21 protein-coding genes are annotated in these 23,564 nt (G+C 69.9%); 10 read left to right on the forward strand and 11 right to left on the reverse strand.

Translation table 11 applies throughout. The features are described from left to right. The first annotated feature begins 2 nt into the window (after nt 1–2). Nucleotides 3–410, forward strand: coding sequence for a hypothetical protein (locus ACJH6I_RS05175; RefSeq protein WP_318984129.1), 408 nt, complete (start codon nt 3–5; stop codon nt 408–410). On the opposite strand, the gene ACJH6I_RS05180 is transcribed toward ACJH6I_RS05175, so the two are convergent. Both ACJH6I_RS05180 and ACJH6I_RS05185 read right to left on the reverse strand, forming a co-directional pair. After that, nucleotides 393–3,650 (reverse strand): ATP-dependent DNA helicase, encoded by a 3,258-nt coding sequence (locus ACJH6I_RS05180; RefSeq protein ID WP_318984128.1) that lies wholly within the window; start codon nt 3,648–3,650, stop codon nt 393–395. The genes ACJH6I_RS05175 and ACJH6I_RS05180 overlap by 18 nt on opposite strands. Then, nucleotides 3,641–6,772, reverse strand: coding sequence for an ATP-dependent DNA helicase (locus ACJH6I_RS05185; protein WP_318984127.1), 3,132 nt, complete (start codon nt 6,770–6,772; stop codon nt 3,641–3,643). Before ACJH6I_RS05185 ends, ACJH6I_RS05180 begins: the two co-directional genes overlap by 10 nt. Nucleotides 6,773–6,830: 58 nt before the next feature. Here ACJH6I_RS05185 and ACJH6I_RS05190 point away from each other — a divergent pair, with 58 nt between their 5' ends. Both ACJH6I_RS05190 and ACJH6I_RS05195 read left to right on the forward strand, forming a co-directional pair. Next, nucleotides 6,831–7,637 carry an alpha/beta hydrolase gene (locus ACJH6I_RS05190; RefSeq protein ID WP_318984126.1) on the forward strand — a complete coding sequence of 269 codons (807 nt, stop codon included), beginning with the start codon at nt 6,831–6,833 and terminating at the stop codon, nt 7,635–7,637. Nucleotides 7,638–7,639: 2 nt separating this feature from the next. Continuing rightward, the gene (locus ACJH6I_RS05195) at nt 7,640–7,936 is read left to right on the forward strand and encodes an MGMT family protein (RefSeq protein WP_318984125.1); all 297 of its coding nucleotides are present in this window, start codon (nt 7,640–7,642) and stop codon (nt 7,934–7,936) included. A 7-nt stretch (nt 7,937–7,943) separates the two neighbouring features. Here the strand turns inward: ACJH6I_RS05195 and ACJH6I_RS05200 are convergent, their stop codons facing one another. The 6 genes from ACJH6I_RS05200 to ACJH6I_RS05225 all read right to left on the reverse strand — a co-directional run bounded on the left by ACJH6I_RS05200 (nt 7,944) and on the right by ACJH6I_RS05225 (nt 14,059). Then, nucleotides 7,944–8,903: a 2-oxoglutarate and iron-dependent oxygenase domain-containing protein gene (locus ACJH6I_RS05200; RefSeq protein WP_318984124.1), complete on the reverse strand. Its 960-nt coding sequence runs from the start codon at nt 8,901–8,903 to the stop codon at nt 7,944–7,946. Further along, nucleotides 8,900–9,340, reverse strand: coding sequence for a nucleoside deaminase (locus tag ACJH6I_RS05205; RefSeq protein ID WP_318984123.1), 441 nt, complete (start codon nt 9,338–9,340; stop codon nt 8,900–8,902). The genes ACJH6I_RS05200 and ACJH6I_RS05205 overlap by 4 nt, the downstream gene beginning before the upstream one ends. Continuing rightward, a complete protein-coding gene (locus ACJH6I_RS05210) occupies nt 9,337–10,731 on the reverse strand; it encodes a cytosine permease (protein ID WP_318984122.1) in 1,395 nt (464 codons plus the stop codon). Before ACJH6I_RS05210 ends, ACJH6I_RS05205 begins: the two co-directional genes overlap by 4 nt. A gap of 58 nt (nt 10,732–10,789) precedes the next feature. Next, complete coding sequence (locus ACJH6I_RS05215; RefSeq protein ID WP_073697168.1) at nt 10,790–11,644, reverse strand: TIGR02569 family protein; 855 nt, start codon at nt 11,642–11,644, stop codon at nt 10,790–10,792. Nucleotides 11,645–11,680: 36 nt separating this feature from the next. Continuing rightward, a complete protein-coding gene (gene moeZ / locus ACJH6I_RS05220) occupies nt 11,681–12,886 on the reverse strand; it encodes an adenylyltransferase/sulfurtransferase MoeZ (RefSeq protein WP_318984121.1) in 1,206 nt (401 codons plus the stop codon). Between the two features lie 126 nt (nt 12,887–13,012). After that, complete coding sequence (locus ACJH6I_RS05225; RefSeq protein WP_212806559.1) at nt 13,013–14,059, reverse strand: DUF3152 domain-containing protein; 1,047 nt, start codon at nt 14,057–14,059, stop codon at nt 13,013–13,015. Between the two features lie 224 nt (nt 14,060–14,283). Here ACJH6I_RS05225 and ACJH6I_RS05230 point away from each other — a divergent pair, with 224 nt between their 5' ends. After that, complete coding sequence (locus tag ACJH6I_RS05230; RefSeq protein ID WP_212806560.1) at nt 14,284–14,961, forward strand: TetR/AcrR family transcriptional regulator; 678 nt, start codon at nt 14,284–14,286, stop codon at nt 14,959–14,961. Between the two features lie 70 nt (nt 14,962–15,031). On the opposite strand, the gene ACJH6I_RS05235 is transcribed toward ACJH6I_RS05230, so the two are convergent. Further along, nucleotides 15,032–15,268, reverse strand: a complete 237-nt coding sequence (locus tag ACJH6I_RS05235; RefSeq protein ID WP_135355331.1) for a DUF3107 domain-containing protein — start codon at nt 15,266–15,268, stop codon at nt 15,032–15,034. A gap of 335 nt (nt 15,269–15,603) precedes the next feature. On the opposite strand from ACJH6I_RS05235, the gene ACJH6I_RS05240 reads away from it, so the two are divergent. Next, on the forward strand, nt 15,604–16,542 hold the full coding sequence (locus ACJH6I_RS05240) for a hypothetical protein (RefSeq protein ID WP_138250040.1): 939 nt from the start codon (nt 15,604–15,606) through the stop codon (nt 16,540–16,542). A gap of 33 nt (nt 16,543–16,575) precedes the next feature. On the opposite strand, the gene ACJH6I_RS05245 is transcribed toward ACJH6I_RS05240, so the two are convergent. Next, nucleotides 16,576–17,277 (reverse strand): ferritin-like fold-containing protein, encoded by a 702-nt coding sequence (locus tag ACJH6I_RS05245; RefSeq protein ID WP_133426878.1) that lies wholly within the window; start codon nt 17,275–17,277, stop codon nt 16,576–16,578. Between the two features lie 336 nt (nt 17,278–17,613). On the opposite strand from ACJH6I_RS05245, the gene ACJH6I_RS05250 reads away from it, so the two are divergent. After that, nucleotides 17,614–19,167, forward strand: a complete 1,554-nt coding sequence (locus ACJH6I_RS05250) for a DEAD/DEAH box helicase (RefSeq protein WP_138250041.1) — start codon at nt 17,614–17,616, stop codon at nt 19,165–19,167. A gap of 20 nt (nt 19,168–19,187) precedes the next feature. Next, on the forward strand, nt 19,188–20,402 hold the full coding sequence (locus ACJH6I_RS05255; RefSeq protein WP_406783816.1) for a hypothetical protein: 1,215 nt from the start codon (nt 19,188–19,190) through the stop codon (nt 20,400–20,402). Between the two features lie 9 nt (nt 20,403–20,411). On the opposite strand, the gene ACJH6I_RS05260 is transcribed toward ACJH6I_RS05255, so the two are convergent. Next, entirely contained in the window at nt 20,412–21,215 is an 804-nt protein-coding gene (locus ACJH6I_RS05260) for a ParA family protein (RefSeq protein ID WP_166428055.1), read from the reverse strand. Between the two features lie 14 nt (nt 21,216–21,229). On the opposite strand from ACJH6I_RS05260, the gene ACJH6I_RS05265 reads away from it, so the two are divergent. From ACJH6I_RS05265 to ACJH6I_RS05275, 3 genes are read left to right on the forward strand one after another with little or no spacing between them, the layout of a single operon-like run. Further along, on the forward strand, nt 21,230–21,889 hold the full coding sequence (locus tag ACJH6I_RS05265) for an acid phosphatase (protein WP_406783817.1): 660 nt from the start codon (nt 21,230–21,232) through the stop codon (nt 21,887–21,889). A 35-nt stretch (nt 21,890–21,924) separates the two neighbouring features. Continuing rightward, nucleotides 21,925–22,971 (forward strand): isochorismate synthase MenF, encoded by a 1,047-nt coding sequence (locus ACJH6I_RS05270; RefSeq protein WP_267324332.1) that lies wholly within the window; start codon nt 21,925–21,927, stop codon nt 22,969–22,971. Continuing rightward, nucleotides 22,968–23,459 (forward strand): GNAT family N-acetyltransferase, encoded by a 492-nt coding sequence (locus tag ACJH6I_RS05275; protein ID WP_060999103.1) that lies wholly within the window; start codon nt 22,968–22,970, stop codon nt 23,457–23,459. The genes ACJH6I_RS05270 and ACJH6I_RS05275 overlap by 4 nt, the downstream gene beginning before the upstream one ends. The last annotated feature ends 105 nt before the right edge of the window (nt 23,460–23,564 follow it).

Raw genomic sequence — 23,564 nt, forward strand, 5'->3', positions numbered from 1 at the left:
CCATGACCGCCGCCAACAGCACTGCCAACACCACCCCCAGCCAGGCGCCCGCGTACCGAATGGGCGCGCTGCTCGTCGGAATGGGCGCCCTGCACTTCGTCGCACCGAAGCCTTTCGACGGCATCGTCCCGGCGGAACTCCCCGGCACGGCACGGTTCTACACCTACGCGTCGGGCGTCGGCGAAGTCGCCACCGGCGCCGCGCTGCTCCTGCCCCGTACCCGCAAGCTGGGCGCGCTGGCCGCGGTCGCACTTTTCCTCAGCGTCTTCCCGGCGAACGTCAACATGGTCCGGCTGTGGTGGCCCAAGGGGTGGCCGGCCCGCATCGCGGCACTGGCCCGGCTGCCGTTGCAAGTGCCGATGGTGACCCAGGCACTCAAGATCTACCGCAACTCACCCGAGGTGAACTAGCGCCGCCAGCTCGTCGGCGCCGGGCAGGTCGGTGGGTGCCACCGTCTGCCCCGCGCGCACGTAGTGGAAGACCGCCCGCACCGCATCGACGGGTACGCCCTGGATGGACGACCAGGCCAGGCGGTACACCGCCAGCTGAATGGCCTTGTTGCGCAGCGTTTCCGGAGTGGTGGGCGGATCGCCGGTTTTCCAGTCGAGCACGGTGTAGCCACCGTCGGCGTCGGCGAACACCGCGTCGATACGGCCGCGGATCACCCGGTCACCGATCACCATGTCGAACGGCACCTCGATGTCGATCGGGGTACGGGCCGCCCACTCCGAGAGGGCGAACGCGGCCTGCAGGTCTGCCAGTTCCTCGGCGACGGCCTGCCCCAGCTCGGCGTCGACCGCACCGGGCAGGTCGTCGAGGTCGAACAACCGCTCGGCGGAGAAGTACCGCTGCACCCAGTCGTGGAACGCGGTGCCCAGCAGCGCCTGCGGGTCCGGCCGGGCCGGCAGCCGTCGCTGCAGCCGCTGCAGTGCACCCGACCGGTCGCTGCCCAGGTCGACCAACGTGCTCACCGACAACTGCGGCGGCAGGTCGAGCGGACCGCGCTCCTGGGCCCGCTCGCGCTCGGCCAGCAGGGCGTCCACGTCGGCAGCCCAGCCGTGCCGGTCCTCGAGGTCCTCGGCCCCTGCGGCGAGCGCCTGGGCCACCAGGGCCGCGCCCCGGTCGACGTCCCCGCGCCGGGAACCAGCCGGGTCGACGGGCCAGGAGCACTCGACGACGTTGTCCCGCAACGGGTTGACGGCCTTTTCCGCGGGTGCCGGGGCCCACTGCTCGATTTCGCCGCAGGGGTCGCCCTCCTGCGCTGCCCGTTCGATGATGTCGCGCATCTCGATCAGGAAGTCAGAAGGTCCCGCCGGTTTCCCGGCCGTCGTCCCCCAGTGATATCCGGACAACAGCAGGGTGTCCTCGGCCCGGGTGAGGGCCACGTAGAGCAGTCGGCGTTCCTCATCGGTGCGCCGCTGATCGAGCAGCGCCTTGTGCGCGGCGATCTTGTCCGCCAACATCTTCCGGTCGTAGACGTCGGACGTGTCGAGCACCGGCACGCCATGCTCGGACAGCTCGGCACGGTCCCCACGCAACAACGGCGGCAGGTCCCCCGCGTCGGTCAGCCAGGTGCGCTGCGACGCCGTCGACGGGAACACCCGGGCAACCAGGTGCGGAACCGCGACGATCTGCCATTCCAGGCCCTTGGCCGCGTGCACCGTCAGGATCTGCACGCGGTCCGAGGCCACCGTCACCTGTGCCGGGGCCAGCCCGTTCTCCACCTCCGCGGCCGCGGTCAGGTACGCCAGCAGTCCGGCGATGGATGCTGCGCCGTCCGGTTCTGCGGCCGGCCGGGCGGCGTATCCCGCGACCACATCGGCGAAGGCATCGAGATGTTCGGTGCCGCGCCAGCCCTCGGAAACCCCACTGGCCGCGCGGGTTTCGGCGTCGATACCCAGGACCCGACGCACTTCGGCGACCAGATCCGGCAGCGGCTGGTGCAGGTGCGCACGCAGCTGGCTCAGTTCGGCGGCCAGGGCGAGCAGCCGGCGGTGTCCTTCGGGTGAGTAGCGGTCGGCCGGGCCCGGATCACTGATCGCGTCGGCCAGGCAGGCGTGGTCGGCGTCGGGGGCGACCTGTGCGACGGCCTGCTCGGCGGCCGACCCGGACGTCCGCGCCGGGTCGGGCGCATCCAGTTCCGAGGCGCGGCGCCACAGCGCGGCCAGGTCGGCTGCGCCGAACCGCCACCGCGCGCTGGTGAGCACCCGCATCGCGGCGACCCCGGCGGTCGGTTCGGCGACCAGGCGCAGCATCGCGACGACGTCAGCGACCTCGGGGATGGCCAGCAGCCCGGCCAGACCGACCACCTCGACGGGCACCCCGCGGGCAGTCAGCGCCTCGGCGATGGGCGCGGCGTCGGCGTTGCGGCGCACCAGGACGGCGGCCGTCGGCACCGGCTCTCCTGCGGCCACCGCGCCGTGGTACCGGCGGGCCAGGTGGTCGGCCACCCAATCACGTTCGGCGACAACATCGTCCAGCAACGCGCACTGGATGGTCCCCGGCTCGGCGCCCGGGCGCGGCAGCAGTTCGCGCACGCTCACACTGCGGCGCCGTGCCTCGGCGGACACCTCGTTGGCCAGCTTGAGTGCCCGCGGCGGATTGCGCCAGCTGGTCCGCAATTCCAGGGTCGGGGCCGGCGAACCGTCCGACAGGCGGAAGTCGGTGGTGAACCGCGGCAGGTTGGTCGCCGACGCGCCGCGCCAGCCGTAGATCGACTGGATGGGATCCCCGACGGCCGTCAGCGCCAGGCCGTCGTCGACGCCGCCGCCGAACAGCGACGACAGCGCGACCCGCTGAGCGTGCCCGGTGTCCTGGTATTCGTCGAGCAGGACGACGCGATACCGCTCCCGCAGCTGCGCGCCGACCTGCGGGAAACGCTCGGCCAGGCGGGCCGCGGCCGACATCTGGCTGCCGAAGTCCATGACCTGCGCTTCCCCCATGCGCTGGTGCACGGCATCGATCAGCGGCACCAGCTCGGCCCGCTCGGTCTGGGTGGCCAGCAGGTTCAGCAGCGACTGGGTGGGCCCGCCGCGTTGGCCCGGGCCCCCGGGGAGCGTGAGAATGAGCCGCTCCAGCTCGTGATGCGTGTCGCGCACGGCGTCGGTGTCGACGAGATGCTCGGACAGCTGGCCGGCCAGGCGCAGCACCATCTGGGTGACGGCGGCCGGGGACTTGTCGGTGTGCAGCTGCCCCGGGAAGTCGGACACCACCCGAAAAGCCAACTGCCACATCTCGGTTTCGGTGACCAGCCGGGTGGCCGGCTCGATGGGCAGCAGCAGCCCGTACTCGCGCAGCAAGGTGCCCGCGAAGGCGTGGTAGGTGCTGACGGTGGCGTGCTCGTCGGCCAGCGAGACGCCGGGCAGCAGACCCGACCCCGCCAGGCGGGCCAGCCGGGTACGCACACGGCGCAGCAACTGTCCGGCGGCCTTGCGGGTGAAGGTCAACCCCAGCACCTGTGACGGCGTGGCATAGCCGTTGGCCACCAGCCACACCACGCGCGCGGCCATGGTCTCGGTCTTCCCGGCACCGGCCCCCGCGATCACCACCAGCGGTCCCGGCGGCGCGGCGATGACCGCCGCCTGCTCGTCGGTCGGGGTGAACAGCCCGAGCGCCTCGGCAAGTTCGGCGGGGCTGTACGTCACGAGCATGCCCCCTTCGTACCCTGCGCCGGGCACATGTCCCGCACCGGGCACGTCGCACACCCGGAACCGACGCGCGCGACGAAGTGCGGCCCGGCCGTCGCCGCGGCGGCGTCGGTCACCCGCTGCCGCCACTGCGCCTGCGCCGTCTCCCCCATCGGATCCTGTTCGCGTTCGGTGGCGCCGGTCTTGGCAGGTTTGGCCGGATACACCAGCCGACCACCGCCGGGCTGATCACCATGCGGCACAACACCTTCGGCGATCGCCAGCTGGTACAGCGCGAGCTGGGCGTGCTCCTGGGCATCGGCCTTGGTGGCGGGGCTCTTGCCGGTCTTGACATCGACCACCACGAGGCGGCCCTCACGGTCCCGTTCCAGGCGGTCGATACGTCCCTTCACCTGCACCTGCAGCCCCTCGTCGGCGATCGTGCCGGACACCTCGAGTTCGGTACCGACCTCGGTCAGCTCACCGCGGGTCTCCTGCCGCCACGTCGTGAACGTCGCCAGCATGGCGCGGTACCGCTCCAGCTCGTTGTCGGCATACCAGTTCGAATCGAAAGGCAGCTGCTGCCAGACCTTTTCGAGTTCACCCCGCAGCTGCGCCTCGCTGCGACCCGAATCGGCAACCAGGGCGTGCACCAGCGAGCCCAACGCCGACCGCAGATCGCGGCCGTCGCTGCCGCCGTGGCGCTCCAGCATCCAGCGCAGCGGGCAGTCGGTCAGGGTCTGCACGGTCGACGGCGACACCGTGACGACGTGGTCGTCGCCCGACCACAGCGGCTCGGCAGTGGACAGCGCCGTGCTGGCGTACCACTGCGCCGGGTCGGCGCCCGGCACGCCGGCCTCGGCCAGCCGGGCCAATTGCGCTGCCGCACACAGCCGGTCGGTTTCCTCGACCGCGCCGTCGGGAGCACACACCACCGACCGCAACCGGCCGACCACTGCCGACGGCGACAACACGGCGGGCGCATGCACCGGGAGCTCGTCGGCGTCGGGGTCGGTGCCGCCGGCCAGGGCCGCCAGCTCCTCGAAGAACGTCGACGGCAGCAACGCCTCGTCACCGTTGTCGCTGTCCACGGCCGTCACCAGCACGCGGTTGCGGGCCCGTCCCAGCGCGGCGACCAGCAGTCGCCGTTCCTCGGCCAGCAGCGGCGCGGTGGCCGACATGCCGCGCACATCGCCCACCCCGTCGACGATGTCGAGGAGCTGCTGGGTGCCGAGTACGCCCCCACGCGGAACGGTGTTGGGCCACAACCCTTCCTGCAAGCCCGCGATGACCACGAAATCCCACTCCCGCCCCAGCGCGGCATGGGCACTGAGCACGGCCACCTCGTCGGCCTCGGCGCGCTCGGGAGCCGAACCCGCCCAGGAGAGAGCGCGGACGTGGTCGATCAAGCCGGCGAGGGACGCCGCCGCGGTGCGGGCGACGTACTGGTCGGCGGTGTCGAACAGCGCGGTGACGGCATCCAGATCGGCGTTTGCCGCCACCCCGGCCGCACCCGGACGCCCGGCCGCGGCCTGCCACCGGCGCGACAACCCGCTGGCGTGCCAGGCCTGCCACAGCACGAAACGCGGATCCTGGCCCGCGGTCGCCGACCGGCGCGCCGCGTCGAGAACCGCGAGGACGCGCCGCACCGGCCGTGCCAGCTGATCGGACAGCGAATGTTCGGTACTTCCGGTCAGCGCCTCGACGAGCAGGTCACCGAAATCGCGACCGCTGCCGTCCGCGCGGCGCAGCGCGCGCCGCAACTGGCGCAGTGACACCGGGTCCACGCGGCCGATGGGGCCGGTCAGCAGAGCCAGCGCCCGGTCACCGGTCAGTTGGTCGGCGACGCAGTCCAGCACCGTGAGCAGCGCGCCCACCGCCGGATGCTGCGCGGGTGGCGCCATGCCGGCCTGCTGCTGCACCGGCACCCCGGCGGCGCTCAGGGCCCGGGCCAGCGCTGTCCCGGCCCGCGGTACCGAGCGCACGATGACGGCCATCTGCGACCACGGCACGCCGTCGACCAGGTGCGCGCGTCGCAAGGCGTCGGCGATCAACGCGGACTCGGCATGCGGCGATCCGGCGACGCGCACCGCCAGCGAGCCGAGCTGATCCGTCGTCGCCGGCGTCAGGGCCCGGGACGCGTCCACGCCGGGCAGCCGCCGCGCGACGGCCGCGACCGCTCCGGCCACCGCGGGCGAGCACCGGTGGGACTCGGTCAGCACCACCTGCGGCTGGTCATCGGGGCCGTACAGCAGCGTCGGCTCGGCGCCGCGGTAGCCGAACACGGTCTGGCTCGGGTCACCGGCGATGACCGTCAGCTGGGCACCGGCCGCCAGCACCCGCACCAGCAGCGCGGCCTGCGGATCGAGGTGCTGCGCGTCGTCGACGAGCAACAGCTTGATGCGGGCGCGTTCGGCGTCCAGCAGCGCGGGATCGACGGCGAAGGCCTCGAGCGCGGCGCCCACCAGCTCGGCCGCGCCCAGCGCGGGCACCGTCGCCTGCGGGGCCGCCATGCCGACGGCGCTGCGCAGCAGCATGACCTGCTCGTAGACCTGGGCGAACCGGGCCGCCGCCACCCACTCCGGACGGCCGGCCTTGCGGCCGATCCGGCGCAGATCCGCGGGGTCGACGCCGCGTTCGGTGCAGCGGGCCAACAGGTCCCGCAATTCGGTCGCGAACCCCGCGGTGCCCAACGCCGGCCGCAGGTGCAGCGGCCAGTCCACGCTCGCCTCGTCGCCATCCTCCAGATCACCGGCGAGGAGCTCGCGGATGATGCCGTCCTGCTCGGCACTGGTGATCAGGCGCGGCGGCGGGTCACCGGCACGCTGCGCGGCCTGCCGCAGCACGGCGAACGCGTAGGAGTGCAGGGTGCGAACCAGCGGCTCCCGGGTGACCTGGCCGGTATCGCCCAGCAGCGCCGAGGTGATGGCGCCGCGGACCCGGCTGCCCAGCCGCGCCGAACCGGTGAGCAGGAGCACCGACTCCGGATCGGTTCCCGCCGCGATATGTGTTGCCGCCGTGCGGATCAGCAGCTCGGTCTTCCCGGTTCCGGGGCCGCCCAGCACCCGCACGACACCGCGCTGCCCGGGCTCGGTCAGGGCATTAACCGAGCCGGGCGCGGTGAGTGCGGAGTGCGGGGCGGCCATGGCAGGAATGCAACCACGGGGGTACGACAAGTTCGGCCGACGGCGACGTCCGGCCGCGATGTCTGGCAGCATCAACGGGGTGAGCTTGCAGGTGTACCACTACGGACCGGCGCGGCCGGCACAGATCCTGGCCCTGCACGGCCTGACCGGCCACGGAAAGCGCTGGCAGACACTGGCGGACGGGTATCTGGCCGAATATGCCGTGCTGGCGCCCGACCTCCTGGGACATGGCCATTCGTCGTGGGCGGCGCCGTGGAACATCGACGAGAACGTCGCGGCCCTGGCGGCCCTCCTCCAGGACGAGGCCGACGGGCCGGTGGTCGTGGTGGCACATTCATTCGGTGGCGCGATAGCGCTCAATCTCGCTGCCGCCCATCCGAATCTGGTGTCCGGCCTGGTGCTGCTGGACCCGGCGACCGGGCTGGACGGCAGCTGGATGAGCGAGATCGCCGACGCCATGCTCGGCTCCCCCGACTACCCGGACCGCCAGGAGGCCCACGCCGAGAAGGTGAACGGATCGTGGGGCGAGGTCTCGGCGAAGTACCCCGGCGAACTCGAGCGCGACCTGGACGAGCACCTGGTCGCCCTGCCGGGCGGACGCGTCGGCTGGCGCATCAGCCTGCCCGCCATGATGTCCTACTGGAGTGAGCTGGCCCGCCCGATCGTGTTGCCGCCGCAGGGCACACCGACGACGCTGGTGCTGGCCAAACGAACCCATCCGGCCTACGTCACCGGCGAACTCGTGTCGGGTTTGCAGGCCCGGCTCGGCGCCGACTTCGTGCTGACCGAATTCGATTGCGACCACATGGTGCCGCACGCCATGCCCGCCGAAACCGCCGACGTGATCCGGCGTCACCTGGTCTGATCGTGGCGGCTGTCACCGACGAGCAGGTGGAGAAGGTGCGGGGTCTCGTCGCGTCGATACCGTCCGGCCAGGTGTCGACGTACGGCGACATCGCCGATGCCGCAGGGCTTTCCAGCCCGCGGATCGTCGGCTGGATCATGCGGACCGATTCCTCGGACCTGCCCTGGCACCGCGTGATCAGCGCGTCGGGCCGGCCGGCAGCGCATCTGGCGACGCGGCAGCTGGAACGGCTGCGCGCCGAAGGGGTGCTGGCGGTCGACGGCCGGGTTCGGTTGCGGGAGTACCGGCACGAGTTCTGAGGGCCGCTCAGCCGACGGTGATGGCGTCCAGCCGTTCCTTGATGAAATCCGCGGAGACCACCGGCGCGAGCCCGGACACCGCACCGATGGGCGGCTGCAACGGGGTGATCAGCGCGTCGTGGTTGGCTTCGTAGAAGTAGATCAGCGACACCAGGTCCTCTTCCGGTGCGTGCGGTTGCGGCGGCAGCACGCGGTGGCGGCCGGACGGCCAGCGTCGTCCGCTCCAATACTCCAGCAGGTCTCCGATGTTCACCGTCAGCGCGCCCGGTTCCCAGGGCGCGTCCTCCCAGCCCGCTGCCTCGGAATACACCTGCAGCCCACCGGCGCCCGGCTCCCGGTCGAGCACCGTGACGGTGCCGAAATCGGTGTGCGGGCCGATGCGGAACTGCCCCGGCTCGGGTTCGCCCACGACGCTCACCGGCGGGTAGTGGTTGATGTTCATGGTCCACGTCGGCCGATCTGCCAGCGCCGCAAAAGGATTCGCCGCCAGTCCCAGCGCGTGCGCGAACAGGGCCAGCAGATCGTCGGACAATCGGCGCATCTGGGCGGTGTATTCATCCACCAACGTCTGCAATGCGGGCACCTCGGCGGGCCATACGTTGGGGGCGAACCAGATTCGGTCCACCTCCGGATCCCCCGTCGACGTTTCCGCGCCCAGGCTGAAACTCTCCTTGAGATCGGGTGGTGTCTCGGTGCCCTCGGCGTAACCGTTGGCCTCGGCACCCGGGCCGATCCAGCCGTGCCCGCCGACCGGCACCGAGTACCGCTGCTTGACCTCGTCGGGCAACGCGAAGAACTCCCGGCTGGCCGCGCGCACCGCAGCCGCCAACCCCTGGTCCACCCCGTGACCGGTGACCACGATGAAACCGGCGCGCTGCAGCCCCTCGTCGACCTCGGCGGCCAACGCATCGGCCTCGGCTCCGCCGGCATACCAGCGGGAAATATCCACTGTCGCAATGGCACTCATTCGCCGATATCCTCCGCCCACAATTCGGGGTGGGCCGCGATGAAGTCCTCCATCATGGCCACGCACCGCTCGTCGTCCAATACCGTAACCGCCACACCATGTTCGGCCAGCCAGTCATGACCGCCGTGGAACGTGCGGGCCTCCCCGATCACCACCGCGCCGATGCCGAACTGCCGCACCAGCCCGCTGCAATACCAGCACGGCGACAGCGTCGTCACCATGATGGTCGAGCGGTAGCCGCGCTGGCGCCCGGCCGCGCGGAACGCGTCGGTCTCGGCGTGCACCGAGGGATCATCGTTCTGCACCCGGCGGTTGTGCCCGGCGCCCAGGAGTTCACCATCGGCGCGAAACAACGCCGCGCCGATCGGAATGCCGCCTTCGGACAGCCCTTTTCGGGCTTCGGCGACCGCGACGTCGAGCATCTGCTCAGGGGTCATACGGCGGCGCATTCCGCGGCGATCTTCTTTCGACACAACACCAGGTACGCGACACCCGCGATGACGAAGCCGACGAAGAAGGTGATGTCGCCGAGCTTCGGCACCGCACGGGCGATGTAACCGACGAACTTCTCCTGGTTGGAGAACAACAGCACCGACAGGCCCAGTCCCAGCGCGAAGGACAGCAGCCCGGGCCAGTTCGAGTACGAGCGGTCGTAGAGGTACCCGGCAATGTGTTGCCCGCGACGCAGATACTGATCGGCGAAGACCACACCCAGCCACGGTCCGATCCAGTAGGCGATCACCAGCAGGAACGCTTCATAGCTGTGCGCGGCGTCGGGCAACGCCCACCAGGCGATCAGGAAACCGGCGACGCCGAAGAAGACGGTCACCAGCGCCCGCGCGATATGCGGCGGCAACGTGATCCCGATGGTCACGAAAGCCATTGCCCCGGAATAGATATTGAGCGCATTGGCGGCGATCGCGCCGATCGCGATGGCCAGCAGGGTCGCCTTGGCCAGCCACGGCCCGAGCTCGGCCGTGAACGACGCGGTCGGATTGGCCAGGCTCGCGGTGCCGAACGTCGCCGATGCCGCCCCGACGATCTCCAGGACCGCGCACGAGATGAACAACCCGGTCGAGGCGAAGAACCCCGTCGCGAAAGTGGACACCGCCGACGGCAGATAGCGCGTGTAGTCCGCGGCGTACGGGGTCCAGCCGGCCGCGTAGCCGAACGACGTGCCGACGGTGAGCAGGAAGCCGCCGAGTCCGCCGACGCCGCCCGACGGCGCGGGCGCACCCAGATTCGCGTGCGCGAAGATTCCGACCGATGCCGCGCCGAAGACGACGACGAGCGCGGGGAACGACCACCGCTCGAACGCCTGCACCAGGTTGTGACCGAAGAACGCGAACGCCGTCTGCAGCACCACGATGATGATCAGGCCGATCAGCGGCCCGAAGCCGAACAGGGTGGACAGGGCAAACGCACCGCTGACGCTGTTGGTGGCGAACCAACCGACGCCCGCGGTGATCGACATCAGCGTCGCCGGCAACGCATTGCCCTTGAACCCGAACGCCATTCGGCCCAGCACCATCTGCGGCACGCCGTGCAGCGGCCCACGCGCGGACAGGAAATAGTGCGCGATGGCACCCAGCCCCGTCCCGACGACGATCCCGGCGACCGCCTGCCAGAAGCTCATGCCGAAGGCGAGGACGGCCAGCATGCCGACGAACACCGTCGCGAATTCCATGTTGGGCGACGTCCACGTCCAGAACAGCTGGCTCGGCTTGCCGTGCCGGTCCGCCTCGGCGATGAACTCGTTGCCACCGGGTTCGACCGCAGCGATCCGGTCTTTGTAGGTTCCGTCGGTGGTGGGTTCAACAGCCGTCATGCGAGGTAACTTTCCCACCGAACGGGGCGCGCTGCCATTCGAACGACGGTGCGCGGAATTACAGCACCAGGCGGACCAGAGCTGCGGTGCGGGCCAGCCCCGGGAAAGCCGCGGCCGTCGACCGGGGGTGCAGGGCATGCACAGCGAGCCGGAAGATCAAGGCACGCAACAACATCTGCGGCCACTCCGGCAGCGATGCCCAGCGTTCGATGAGACCGTCGTCGGCCTCGCCCCAGGACAGCGCATCGACGACGACCACGCCCGCGGCCCACGACGCCGGGCGCCAGTACGGCGTGATGTCGGTGATGCCCGGCGCGGCGGTGCCGGCGAACAGCACGGTGCCGTAGAGGTCGCCGTGCACCAGCTGGCTCGGGTTGCGGGTCGGCTTGCGCAGCGACGCAAGCTGATTGATCAGCTCGATCGAACGGCGGCCGTCGGTGGTCCCGGGTACCACCCGCGAGCCGGGCGGCAACGACTGCAGTGGCCGGTCTTCCCACGCGGCGCGGTCGGCGGCGATGAAGACATCGACGTCGCTCCACGGCACCGCGGGCGGCTGCGTCAGGAACCGTGGACGCTCGAGCTTGGCCGTCGCCTCGTGCAGGCGCACCGCCGCCGAGACGATCTCGTCGTGCCGCGGTTCCGGTGTCCCGGTGACGAACGTGTCAGCGCGCCAGCCGGCGACGACGTAGCGGCCGTCGGTGGCACGCACCGGGCGGGCCAGCCGGACGCCGTCCACGAACAGCGTCTCGCGCACCTTGGCCGACCAGGACGCCCGCGCGTTGTCGGCGACCATGGACAGCACGACCTCGCCACAGCGCCAGCCGCCCTCCCAGCTCGAGCCGAGCGGCACCGGCCGGAGACCGGTCAGGCCGAACGCCGTGAGCACATGTTCGGGAGGACGGTCGACGGTCACCCGATCAGACTAAGGTGTGCCCGGCCAGACCTGACGTCAGTACATGACCATGTCGGGCTCGAGTTGCCGGGCCCAGGCCACGATTCCGCCCTGCAGGTGCAACGCGTCGGCGAATCCGGCCTGTTTGAGGGCGAGCAGGACCTCGGCCGAGCGGATCCCGGTCTTGCAGTACAGCACCGCAATTCGGTCCTGTGGCACCCGGGCCAGCCCGGCCCCGGAGTCGAGCGTCGACTTGGGAATCAGTTCGGCACCCTCGATGCGGTTGATGGCCCACTCCGCGGGCTCCCGCACGTCGATCAGGGCGACGGGCTTGCCGGAGTCGATCAGCTCCCGCAGCTCGAGCGGAGTCACCGTCGAGTCGGCCGCCGCCTCGGCGGCCGCGTCGGACACCACGCCGCAGAACGCGTCGTAGTCGATGAGTCCGGTGATCTTCGGGGTCGCCGGGTCCTTGCGGATCGCGATGGTGCGGTAGGTCATGTCGAGGGCGTCGTAGATCATCAGCCGGCCCAGCAACGACTCGCCGATACCGGTGATCAGCTTGATGGCCTCGGTGCCCATCACCGAGGCGACAGACGCGCAGAGAATCCCCAGCACGCCGCCCTCGGCGCATGACGGCACCGTGCCCGGGGCCGGCGGCTCCGGGTAGAGATCGCGGTAGTTCAGCCCGCGCCCGTCGGGGGCGTCCTCCCAGAACACCGACACCTGGCCGGAGAACCGGTAGATCGAGCCCCAGACGTACGGCTTGTGCGCCAGCACCGCGGCGTCGTTGACGAGGTAGCGGGTGGCGAAGTTGTCGGTGCCGTCCAGGATCAGGTCGTACTGCTCGAACAGCGGCACCGCGTTGTCGGTGTCGAGCCGGAATTCGTGCAGATTGACGGTGACCAGCGGGTTGATCTCCAGGATCGATTCGCGGGCGCTCTGGGCTTTCGACCGGCCGACGTCGGACTGGCCATGGATGATCTGGCGCTGCAGGTTAGATTCATCGACGACGTCGAACTCGACGATGCCGATGGTGCCGACGCCCGCCGCCGCGAGATAGAGCAGGGTCGGGGAACCCAGTCCCCCGGCGCCGATCACGAGCACCCGTGCGTTCTTGAGCCGCTTCTGCCCGTCGACGCCGAGGTCCGGGATGATCAGGTGGCGGCTGTATCGCGCCACCTCGTCGCGGGTCAGTTCGGCTGCCGGCTGCACCAGCGGCGGCAAGGAGCCGTTTTCCTCCTTGCGTCCGGACGGGGATGCCATGCCCTCAACAGTAATCAGCGGCTTCGCATGACATTTCGGGGCCGCTCGGCGGCGACGAGCGTGCGCTCCATGTACGCCGAATACGGCGTGTCGGGGTACAGACACGGCCGCTCGCGGGAGGGGCGGCTAAGGAATGGGGTACGGCCAGGAGTTGACGTGGCAGGTCTTGCCGTCGGGCTTGACCGACTCCGGGTCGAACTTGGCGTCGTCGTTGTTGTTGGTCGAGAAGGTCTGCTGCATCATGATCGGCGCCAGCCCGCCGTTGTCACCGCAGGGCTCGTGCATCCGGAAGCCGAGGGCGTGGCCGACCTCATGGTTGATCAGGTACTGGCGGTACGAGCCGATGTCGCCCTGGAACGGCACCGCGCCGCGCACCCAGCGCGCCTCGTTGATGAAGACGCGGGACTGCGCCTTGCCACCGTCGGCCGGGAAGTACGCCGGGTTGAAGCACGACGACTCCAGCTGGATGTCGTAGCCACAGCCCTCGCGGACCGTCATCGGCGAGGTCAGGGACACCCGGAAATCCGGTGTCTCCGGCGACGACGCGTCGAGCCGGGTGAAGGCGAACTTCCCGTCATGCGTCCAACTCTTGGGGTTCGCGAGGGTTTCGGCGACCATCCGGGCGAACGCCTCGTCACCGCCGAAACTGGTGGTGTCGACGCCGTCCTCCACCTCGACGGTGTAGGTCACCGACTTGGTGGTGCCCTGACCGATCTTGCCGGTGGTACCCGGCACGATGTGCCAGGCCTTGGCGCCGGCCTCGGTGAACGGACCGCCGTCCGGCAGGATGCCGGTGGGCAGGTTGACGTCGAACTGCGTCAGGCCCTTGGGCGGTGCGCCGACGATCGCGGTGCTCGCCGAGTTGATGGTGGGCTGGCCGACCATCGGCACGTGCGGATGCGACGGTGTGATCGGCGCCGGACCGGAGATGCTCTGGTAGACCACGATTCCGGTGACGACGGCCAGGGCCGGCAGGGCGTAGGCGCGCCACCCGTAGGTGGATACGAAGCGGCCCAGCCAGGACTGCTTGCGCCACTGCTGCCGGTCGTCCCGGTTGGACCGCAGCCGTCCGGAGTCCTCGGCCACCGGATCCCGCTGCGCGCGCAAGGGCTCACGCCACTCGTTGCGCACCACAGGGACGCGACCGGTGCCTCGGCCCGGGTCGTAGGTCACCGAACCAGGATGGCACAGAGCTGGGCGTACGCCGGTAATGGCACGCCACCAGGTTGTTCAAGTGGGACCGGACACAATCGCCGAACCGCTGGTAGCACGCGAATGCCGCGAACTAACGGTAGTAGTGTCGTGGCGATAAACTGCCGGGTCGGTCAACCTGAACAACACGTTGGGCGGCCATGAACAGCGGGGTCCAGATCGGACAATGCCAGATTGAGGACGTAATGAGCGAGGTTGCCAACACCTCAGACGCCAGAGGCACGCAAGCCGGAACCGACGGTGCGCAGGGCGGCCCGACCACGAATCGACGGGGCAACCGGCTGCCTCGCGACGAACGCCGCGGCCAGCTGCTGATCGCGGCGAGCGACGTCTTCGTGGACCGCGGCTACCACGCAGCCGGCATGGACGAGATCGCCGAACGCGCCGGCGTGAGCAAACCCGTCCTGTACCAACACTTCTCGTCGAAGCTGGAGCTGTACCTGGCCGTGCTGCAGCGGCACGTCGACAACCTGCTGCAGGGCGTGCGCGGCGCGCTGAGCGCCACCACCGACAACCGGCTGCGCCTGCGTGCGGCCGTCGAGGCGTTCTTCGACTTCATCGAGCACGACAGCCAGGGCTACCGGCTGATCTTCGAGAACGACTACGTCACCGAGCCGCAGGTGTCGGCGCAGGTGAAGGTCGCAACCGATTCGTGCACCGACGCGGTGTTCGACCTGGTGAGCAGCGATTCCGGGTTGGAGCCCCATCGCGCCCGGATGATCGCCGTCGGGCTCGTCGCGATCAGCGTCGACTGTGCCCGCTACTGGATCAACAACGACCGGCCGATCTCCAAGGACGCGGCCGTCGACGGCACGGTGCAGTTCGCCTGGGGCGGACTGTCACACGTTCCACTCACCCGCTGACGCGGCCAGAACAAAGAAAGCTGCCCCTTTCCATGATGGAAAGGGGCAGCTTTTCTGCGTGTGGGCGGTGTCAGTCCTTGCCGGTGACGCCGAAGCCGACGCGGCGGACGTCGGCAGCGCCGATCTCGACGTAGGCGATCTTTGCGGTCTGCACCAGGAACCGGCGACCCTTCTCGTCGGTCAGTGCGAGCACGCCCGAATCCTGACCGAGCGCGTCGGTCACCAACTTCTCCACTTCCTCGGGAGTCTGCGCGCTGTTGAGGAACAGTTCGCGCGGGCTGTCGGTGACACCGATCTTGACCTCCACGCTGACCCCTTTCATTCGTTTTCAAGACTTCGGTCGAGCTGCTGTCGAACTCTCCTCAGGAGGCTAGTGGACGACGGCCGCCGCGGTGGCCGCGGGCCGTTCGCCGGTGGCGAACCGGTGCAAGTCCCGGCGCCGAGGTCACGACGTCATCACAGTTGTCGGCCCGAAAACACCGCCCGGCGGCACCGCTCTTCGAGGTCGCGACGGGTCGTCGCGGCGGGGTCGACCGAACCGAGTCCCGACCGTTATCAGGCGGCCAGCGAGCCGAGCTCATCCGTAACTTCTGCACCATTAGCATCGACGAGGTAAGTGATACTCGACCGGGGAAAGTCGCCATGAGCAGGACATATTCGCGATATTCAACACCGTCGGGGGCGTCCACCGGCAGCTACGGGGACACCCCGAGCTACGAGGGCTACGACCGCGGTTACAGCTACGGCTCCAGCACCGCGTACGGCAGTGGGTACGGCAGCACCGACTACAGCAGCGACCGCAGCCACTCGTACGGTTCGTACAGCTCGTACGGTTCGGCCACCGATCTGGCCGACCGACCGGCGCGCGAGTACACCAGCACCTACGGCGACACCGATCGGTTCACCGCGTCCGATGCGGGCTACACCGACGCGGACGCCGACGCGGCATATGACGACTACGACGACGAGATCTACGAGTACGACGAAGGCATCGACCGGCGCTGGGTGTGGGTGGCCGGCGTCGCCGGTGCCATCCTGCTCGTCGCCGTCATCTGCACCGTCGTGATCCTCGGCGGCGGCGACAGCGGACCTGTCACCGCGCCGATCACCCCGCCCAGCACCAGCCAGTCGGCGACGCCGACCGCCTCCGCCGCGCCGTCGGCGGCTCCGCGCCCCCGAGTGACGGCGGCGCCGCCCACCGCGTCACTGGCACCCGAGACCGTCACGACCGTCACCCCGACCGCGGCGGCGCCCACACCCGCCGAGGCCGTCCCGCCGGCCGACCCCGCGGCGGTGCCCGCGGCACCGCTGCCGAACACGGTCACGTACCGCATCACGGGCAACAAGTCGCTCCTGGACCTCGTGACGGTGATCTACACCGACGGGCAGGGTGCGCTGCAGACGGATGTGAACGTGGCGCTGCCGTGGGCCAAGACGGTCACGCTGAACCCGGGCGTCACGCTGAGTTCGGTGACCGCAACCAGCGTCACCGGTCAGCTGAACTGCTCGATCAGCGACGGTTCCGGCCAGGCGGTCGCCATGCAGACCAACAACACGATGATCACGACCTGCACGAAGTAATCACCGCGGCACGACAGAACCGGGTGTGTGAGCTCAGCCGAGGCCGAGTTCGCGCACCCGGTTCTTGTGTGTCTCCTGCAGGCGCTCGAAGAACTCGGTCATCTGGGTCAGGCCCTCGCCGCTGGACAGCACCAGGTCGACGAGCTCGTCATGCTCGGCCATCACGAACTGCGCCTGGGTGATCGCCTCTCCCAGCAGCCGCCGCGACCACAACGCCAGCCGGTGCCGCTGCCGGTCGCTCGCGCCGACCGCGGCCCGCACCTCGGCCACCACGAACTGGGAGTGCCCGGTTTCCGACAGCACCGCGCGCACCACGTCGGCGGCCTCGGCGGGCAGCGAACCGGCGATCTCGAGGTAGAAATCCGCCGCGAGGGCGTCGCCGACGTACGTCTTGACGAGCGCTTCGAGCCACGTGCTCGGCGTGGTCAGTCGGTGGTAGTTCTCCAGTGCCGGAGCGTATTTCGTCATCGCCGGGACGACGTCGACGCCGCGGCGCAGCAGCGCGTCGCGCAATACGTCGAAGTGCCCCATCTCAGCGGCGGCCATGCGCGCCAGGTTGATGCGGCCGGCCAGATTCGGCGCCATGCGCGCCTCCTCGGTCAGCCGGTAGAACGCGGCGACCTCTCCGTAGGCCAACAAGGCGAACAACTCGTTGACACCGGGATGGTCGCCGGACACCGCCGGCTGCACCGGAGTTGCCGTCTGCTCGGGCCGCGCCTGGGACGTCGAAGGCATGGCCCCAACTGTAGACCGCGACTCGCGTCACAGCCGACCGGCGATGCGACCAGCTACAATGGTCTCGGCTGTAGCCAGTTCCGAGCAAGTTCCGGATCCGAGAAGGGTCCGGCGCGGGCAACGCGCAACCGGCCACGACCAAGGAAATGTGCGTGCACGTGTTGGCCCGCCTCCATCCGCGACCGACGCGGTAGGCGGTTCTCCAGCTCGCCGGAACATCCGGCTGAATCGGCAGAATCGCCCCGAGGGCCCAAGTGTTGATCGTCAGACTCGTGCGCGCGTGGACAAACAGCGAGCACTGACTCCGATGACACTGGAAGGCATCCACGCCACCTCATGACCGCATTGACTGCAAAGACAACCGAAGAAAAAACATTCGCTGACCTCGGCGTTCGGGACGAGATCGTCCGGGCGCTCGCCGAAGACGGCAAGGCCCACCCGTTCGCCATCCAGGAACTGACCATGCCCCTGGCGCTGGCGGGCGACGACCTGATCGGCCAGGCCCGCACCGGCATGGGCAAGACCCTGGCGTTCGGCGTGCCGCTGCTGCACCGCGTCGCCTCTGACGCCGCGCTGCCGCTGACCGGCACCCCCCGCGCGCTCGTCGTCGTCCCCACCCGCGAGCTCTGCATCCAGGTCTACGGCGACCTCACTATGGCCAGCAAACACCTCAAGGCCGGCGAGAACGGGGAACGCAAACTCCGCGTCGAGGCCATCTACGGCGGCCGACCCTACGAGCCGCAGATCGAGGCCCTGCAGCAGGGCGTCGACGTCATCGTCGGCACCCCGGGCCGGCTCCTTGACCTGGCTCAGCAGGGTCACCTGCAGCTCGGTGGCCTGAGCGTCCTGGTCCTCGACGAGGCCGACGAGATGCTGGACCTGGGCTTCCTGCCCGACATCGAGCGCATCCTGCGGCTGACCCCGGACTCCCGCCAGGCCATGCTCTTCTCGGCGACCATGCCGGACCCGATCATCACGCTGGCGCGCACCTTCATGAACCAGCCGACGCACATCCGGGCCGAGGCCCCGCACTCGGCGGCCACCCACGACACCACCAAGCAGTACGTCTACCGCGCCCACGCGCTGGACAAGGTCGAGATGGTCAGCCGCATCCTGCAGGCCAACGGCCGCGGCGCCACCATGATCTTCACCCGCACCAAGCGCACCGCGCAGAAGGTGTCCGACGAGCTCGCCGAGCGCGGCTTCAAGGTCGGCGCCGTCCACGGTGACCTGGGCCAGATCGCCCGCGAGAAGGCGCTCAAGTCCTTCCGCAACAGCGACATCGACGTGCTGGTCGCGACCGACGTCGCCGCCCGCGGCATCGACATCGACGACATCACGCACGTCATCAACTACCAGATCCCCGAGGACGAGCAGTCCTACGTGCACCGGATCGGCCGTACCGGCCGCGCCGGCAAGACCGGTATCGCCGTCACGCTGGTCGACTGGGACGAGCTGACCCGCTGGGCGCTCATCGACAAGGCCCTGAACCTGGACTGCCCGGACCCGGCCGAGACCTACTCGCGCTCGCCGCACCTGTACGAAGAGCTGGACATCCCGACCGATGTCACCGGCTCGATCGGCGCCTCGCGCGCCAAGCCCGCCAAGAAGTCGGCCTCTGACCCCGAGCTCAAGCGCGAGTCGAGCGCCGACAAGGACCGCCCGGCCCGCAGCCGCAGCCGGTCGCGCCGCCGCACCCGCGCCGGGGAAACGGCCACCGGTCATGTCGAGGCGTCCGGTGCCGCCGAGGGCGACACCCCCGCCGAAGCCGGTGCGCCCACCGGCGACACGCCCGCCGAGTCGACCCATTCGGGTCGTCGCCGCCGGCGTCGTCGTCCGAGCAAGGCCGGCGCAGAGGCCGCGGCCGTCGCCGCACCTGCAGCCGAATAGCCGCAGGTCGTCGGCGCCCTATGGTCAAACCGGAACGACGTACCAAAGCTGATCTGATCGCCGCCGCGGCCATCGTTGTGGTGGTCGCGGTCGGCGCCGCGCTGATCTGGTGGAACAGCGACGCGCGGGCCACCGTCAGCCGGCCCGCCGAGCGTCCCGTCCCGGCGTTGCACGCCGCGAAGACAGTGCCCACGACGCTGCGCGAACTGTGGACCGCGGCCAGCGGCAAGACCACCCAGCCGGCGGTCGTCGGCGGCGTCGTGGTGACCGGCGACGGCGACGAGATGCTGGGCCGGGACCCGGCCACCGGCAGCACCGTCTGGAGCTACTCCCGCGGCCGCGAACTGTGCGGCGTCACCACCGTGTACCAGTACGCGGTGGCGGTGTACCCCGACGACCGCGGCTGTGGGCAGGCGAGCGCGGTCGACGCGAGCACCGGTCGACGCGGACCCGCCCGCAGCAGCCTGGCCGACGCCGAAGTGAAGCTGTCCACCGACGGGACGACGATCCTGTCGTACGGAGACAGCCGCCTCGAGCAGTGGCGCTCGGACCTGGTGCGCATGATCAGCTACGGCTACCTCGACGCCGTCGTGAAACCCGGTGTGCCGGCCTCTCCCCTGTGCCGGTTGACCTCCGCCGCGGCTAGCCCGGCGTCGGTGGCCGTCATGGAGGCCTGCCCCAAGCAGAACGACCTGCGGTTGACGCTGCTCAAGGCCGCCAAGGAAGAAGACCAGCCGGACGTCAAGCGGGTGGCGTTGCCCGGTGTGAGTGTGGACTCCGACGCCCAGGTGATCGCGGTGTCCGAGACCAAGGCGGCCATCTACGTGCCGACGCCGCAGCCGTGCGTGAACATCGTCGACGAAACCGGCAACACCATCGCCAGCACGCTGCTGCCGCATGCGCCGACACCGGTGACCGCGACGACCCGCGTCGGTGACGTCGTCACCTGGTACACCGGCGACTCGGTGCTGGTTTTCGACGCCAACGGGCTGCGCTACAAGTACACCGTCAGCGCACAGGGCGGACAGGCGCCGATCGGCCCGGCGACAATGCTGGCCGGCCATCTGCTGGTTCCGGTCACCAGCGGCTACGACACGTTCGACGCGCAGAGCGGCGCCGGCCAGACGCACATCGCGCTGGCCCGGCAGCCCGTCAACACCGCGGTCATCCCGGCCCTGGCCGGTTCGGTGCTGCTGGAGCAGCGCGGCAGCCAGTTGGTGGCGTTGGGTCAGTGACCCGCGGGATCACACCTCAGGGGTGAAGACGGGCAGCGCCTTGTTCTTCTTCCAGTGCTTCAGCAGCGACTGCGCCAATTCGCGATAAGCGATGGCGCCCTTGTTCTTTCGGCCTGCGAGGACCGACGAACCCGAGGCACTGGCCTCGGCGAACCGCACCGTGCGCGGGATCGGCGGCGCGAGCACCACGAGGCTGTAGCGGTCGGCCACATCGAGCAGCACGTCGCGGCTGTGGGTGGTGCGGGCGTCGTACAGCGTCGGCAGCGCGCCCAGCAGGCGCAGGTCCGGGTTGGTGATCTGCTGCACGTCGGTGACGGTCCGCAGGAACTGGCCGACACCGCGGTGGGCCAGCGTCTCGCACTGCAGCGGCACGACGACGTCGTTGGCCGCGGTCAGGCCGTTGAGCGTCAGCACGCCGAGTGACGGCGGGCAGTCGATGATCACGACGTCGAATTGATCGGCGACCTTGGCCAGCGCGCGCTTGAGCGCGTACTCGCGACCGGCCCGCATCAGCAGCATCGCTTCGGCACCGGCCAGGTCGATGTTGGCCGGCAGCAGGGTCATACCCTCGGTGGTCGAGACCAGCGCGACGTCGGGCTCCACGTCACCGAGCAGCACCTCGTGCACCGAGACCGGCAGCTTGTCGGGGTCCTGGCCGAGAGAGAAGGTCAGGCAGCCCTGCGGATCGAGGTCGACGAGCAGAACGCGCTGCCCTTCCTCGGTCAGCGCTGCACCCAGCGACGCCACTGTCGTCGTTTTTGCGACCCCACCTTTTTGGTTGGCGACCGCAAGTACCCGTGTCACGGTGCCCATCCTGACACGCGGCCATGTGGCACCGCTCACCGTGGGGCAGAATCTCGGGCGTGAGTACCGCAGCCGATCCCTCCAAGCACAGGCTGTTGTTGCTTCGCCACGGCCAGACCGAATGGTCGCGCAGTGGCCGGCACACCGGACGCACCGACCTCGAGCTGACCGAGGAAGGCCTGCAGCAGGCCCGCAGCGCCGCCTCGGCGCTGGCCGAGCTGAAGCTCGACGACCCCTTGGTGATCAGCAGCCCGCGGCGGCGGGCCGTGGTGACGGCCGAACTCGCCGGGCTGAACGTCGCCGAGACCACCGAACTGCTGGCCGAGTGGGACTACGGCGATTACGAGGGCCTGACGACGCCGCAGATTCGCGAGCAGGTGCCCAACTGGCTGGTGTGGACGCACGGCTGCCCCGGCGGCGAGAGCCTGGCCGATGTCAGTGCCCGCGCCGACCGGGCCGTCGCGCTGGCCCTGGAGCACATGGCGACGCGCGACGTGGTGTTCGTCGGGCACGGCCACTTCTCGCGCGCCGTGATGACCCGCTGGATGGAGCTCCCGATCACCGACGGCATCCGGATCTCGATGGCGGCGGCCTCGATCTCGGTGTGCGGCTTCGAGCACGGCGTGCGCCAGTTGGTCGCGCTCGGTCTCACCGGCCACCCCAACCCGTGCCTGCCCGAGTGACTCCGCTTTTCGTGTTGGCTGGTCCCGATGGGGTGATGCTGGCAGACGGACCGGCCCGGGCGTTCCCCGATCTGGCCGACGCACGACGGGCGCTGGCCGCCGGCGAGGTGCCGATCCTGGTGGGCGCCTTGCCTTTTGATCTCGACTCCCCCGCCGCGCTGATGGCGCCGGACTCGGTGACCCATGCCGACGCGCTGCCGTTCACCGCCGACCGGCTGCCGGCGGTCCGGATCGCGGCCAGCCTGCCCTCGCCCGACGAACACCGGGCCCGCGTGGCAGCGGCGGTACGGGCCCTGCGCGATCCGGCGGCCGGCCTGCACAAGGTGGTTCTCGCCCGGGCACTGGAGCTCGTCGCCGACGAAGCCCTGGACCCGTACGTGGTGCTGCGCCGGCTCGCCGACGACCACAGCGCCACAGCATTTTTCACCGATCTCAGCGCGGCCGGCGCGCCGTACTCCGGCACCGCGTTGCTCGGCGCGAGTCCCGAACTGCTCGTCGCCCGTCGCGGCGATGTGGTGACGTGCAAGCCGTTCGCCGGCTCGGCGCCGCGGTCGGCCGACCCCGAGACGGACGCCGCCAACGGCGCTGCGCTGGCGGCGTCGGCCAAGAACCGGCACGAGCACCAGCTGGTGGTCGACATCATGCGCGAGGCGCTCGAACCGCTGTGCAGCGAACTCGACATCGCCGCCGAGCCCCAGGTGAGCGCCACCACGGCCGTCTGGCACCTGAGCACCCCGATCGTCGGGCGGCTGCGCGAAACATCGACCACCGCACTGGATTTGGCCATCGCACTGCATCCGACGCCGGCCGTCGGCGGGGTCCCCACCGAAGCGGCGGCCCGGCTGATCCACGAACTCGAAGGCGACCGTGGGTTCTACGCCGGTGCGGTCGGCTGGTGTGACAGTGCCGGCGACGGCCGGTGGGTGGTGTCGATCCGGTGCGGGCAGCTGTCGGCCGACCGGCTGTCCATCGACGCCCGCGCCGGCGGGGGTATCGTCGCCGAATCCGATCCCGATGACGAAGTCACCGAGACCACAACAAAATTCAGGACGATGCTGACCGCGTTGGGAGTACCCGTATGACCGTGACCATCCGCCCGGTGCAGCCGGGCGACGAAGTCGAGATCACCGCGATGATCCACGAACTGGCCGCATTCGAGAAGGCCGCCGACCAGTGCACCGTGACCGAAGCGCAGATTCGGACCGCGCTGTTCGGTGGCGCCGAATCGGGTCAGGCCGCCGTCTCAGGTCATTTCGTCGAGGTCGACGGCCGGCCGGCAGCGTTCGCACTGTGGTTCCTGAACTTCTCGACGTGGGACGGCGTCTCCGGCATCTACCTCGAAGACCTGTTCGTGCGTCCCGACTTCCGGCGCCGCGGCCTGGCCCGCAAGCTCCTGTCGACGCTGGCGCAGGAATGCGTCGAGCGCGGTTACACGCGGCTGCAGTGGGCGGTGCTGAACTGGAACGTGAATGCCATCGCCCTGTACGACGAGGTCGGCGGGAAACCGCAGACCGAGTGGACCACCTACCGGGTGTCCGGACCGGAGTTGACGGCTCTGGCCGAGGGCTGATCCGGCCGCCGCTGACGTTCCTCGCAAATTTCTTCCCCAATTCCCTTCTGCACGTGGGCCTCAGCTGCCAGCATCGGTGGTGATCCGCGGCCCGACCGATGAGGC

The sequence above is a fragment of the Mycobacterium sp. SMC-13 genome (assembly GCF_045311035.1).
Lineage (GTDB): Bacteria > Actinomycetota > Actinomycetes > Mycobacteriales > Mycobacteriaceae > Mycobacterium.

Excerpts from the sequence above, each read along its gene's own strand:
- ACJH6I_RS05185 (WP_318984127.1), bottom strand. The coding sequence starts at position 6,772 with ATGGCCGCCCCGCACTCCGCACTCACCGCGCCCGGCTCGGTTAATGCC.
- ACJH6I_RS05275 (WP_060999103.1), top strand. The coding sequence starts at position 22,968 with ATGACCGTGACCATCCGCCCGGTGCAGCCGGGCGACGAAGTCGAGATC.
- ACJH6I_RS05180 (WP_318984128.1), bottom strand. The coding sequence starts at position 3,650 with ATGCTCGTGACGTACAGCCCCGCCGAACTTGCCGAGGCGCTCGGGCTG.
- ACJH6I_RS05250 (WP_138250041.1), top strand. The coding sequence starts at position 17,614 with ATGACCGCATTGACTGCAAAGACAACCGAAGAAAAAACATTCGCTGAC.
- moeZ (WP_318984121.1), bottom strand. The coding sequence starts at position 12,886 with ATGGCATCCCCGTCCGGACGCAAGGAGGAAAACGGCTCCTTGCCGCCG.
- ACJH6I_RS05205 (WP_318984123.1), bottom strand. The coding sequence starts at position 9,340 with ATGACCCCTGAGCAGATGCTCGACGTCGCGGTCGCCGAAGCCCGAAAA.
- ACJH6I_RS05210 (WP_318984122.1), bottom strand. The coding sequence starts at position 10,731 with ATGACGGCTGTTGAACCCACCACCGACGGAACCTACAAAGACCGGATC.
- ACJH6I_RS05190 (WP_318984126.1), top strand. The coding sequence starts at position 6,831 with ATGTCTGGCAGCATCAACGGGGTGAGCTTGCAGGTGTACCACTACGGA.
- ACJH6I_RS05245 (WP_133426878.1), bottom strand. The coding sequence starts at position 17,277 with ATGCCTTCGACGTCCCAGGCGCGGCCCGAGCAGACGGCAACTCCGGTG.
- ACJH6I_RS05265 (WP_406783817.1), top strand. The coding sequence starts at position 21,230 with ATGTGGCACCGCTCACCGTGGGGCAGAATCTCGGGCGTGAGTACCGCA.
- ACJH6I_RS05260 (WP_166428055.1), bottom strand. The coding sequence starts at position 21,215 with ATGGGCACCGTGACACGGGTACTTGCGGTCGCCAACCAAAAAGGTGGG.
- ACJH6I_RS05270 (WP_267324332.1), top strand. The coding sequence starts at position 21,925 with ATGCTGGCAGACGGACCGGCCCGGGCGTTCCCCGATCTGGCCGACGCA.
- ACJH6I_RS05175 (WP_318984129.1), top strand. The coding sequence starts at position 3 with ATGACCGCCGCCAACAGCACTGCCAACACCACCCCCAGCCAGGCGCCC.
- ACJH6I_RS05255 (WP_406783816.1), top strand. The coding sequence starts at position 19,188 with ATGGTCAAACCGGAACGACGTACCAAAGCTGATCTGATCGCCGCCGCG.
- ACJH6I_RS05240 (WP_138250040.1), top strand. The coding sequence starts at position 15,604 with ATGAGCAGGACATATTCGCGATATTCAACACCGTCGGGGGCGTCCACC.
- ACJH6I_RS05200 (WP_318984124.1), bottom strand. The coding sequence starts at position 8,903 with ATGAGTGCCATTGCGACAGTGGATATTTCCCGCTGGTATGCCGGCGGA.
- ACJH6I_RS05230 (WP_212806560.1), top strand. The coding sequence starts at position 14,284 with ATGAGCGAGGTTGCCAACACCTCAGACGCCAGAGGCACGCAAGCCGGA.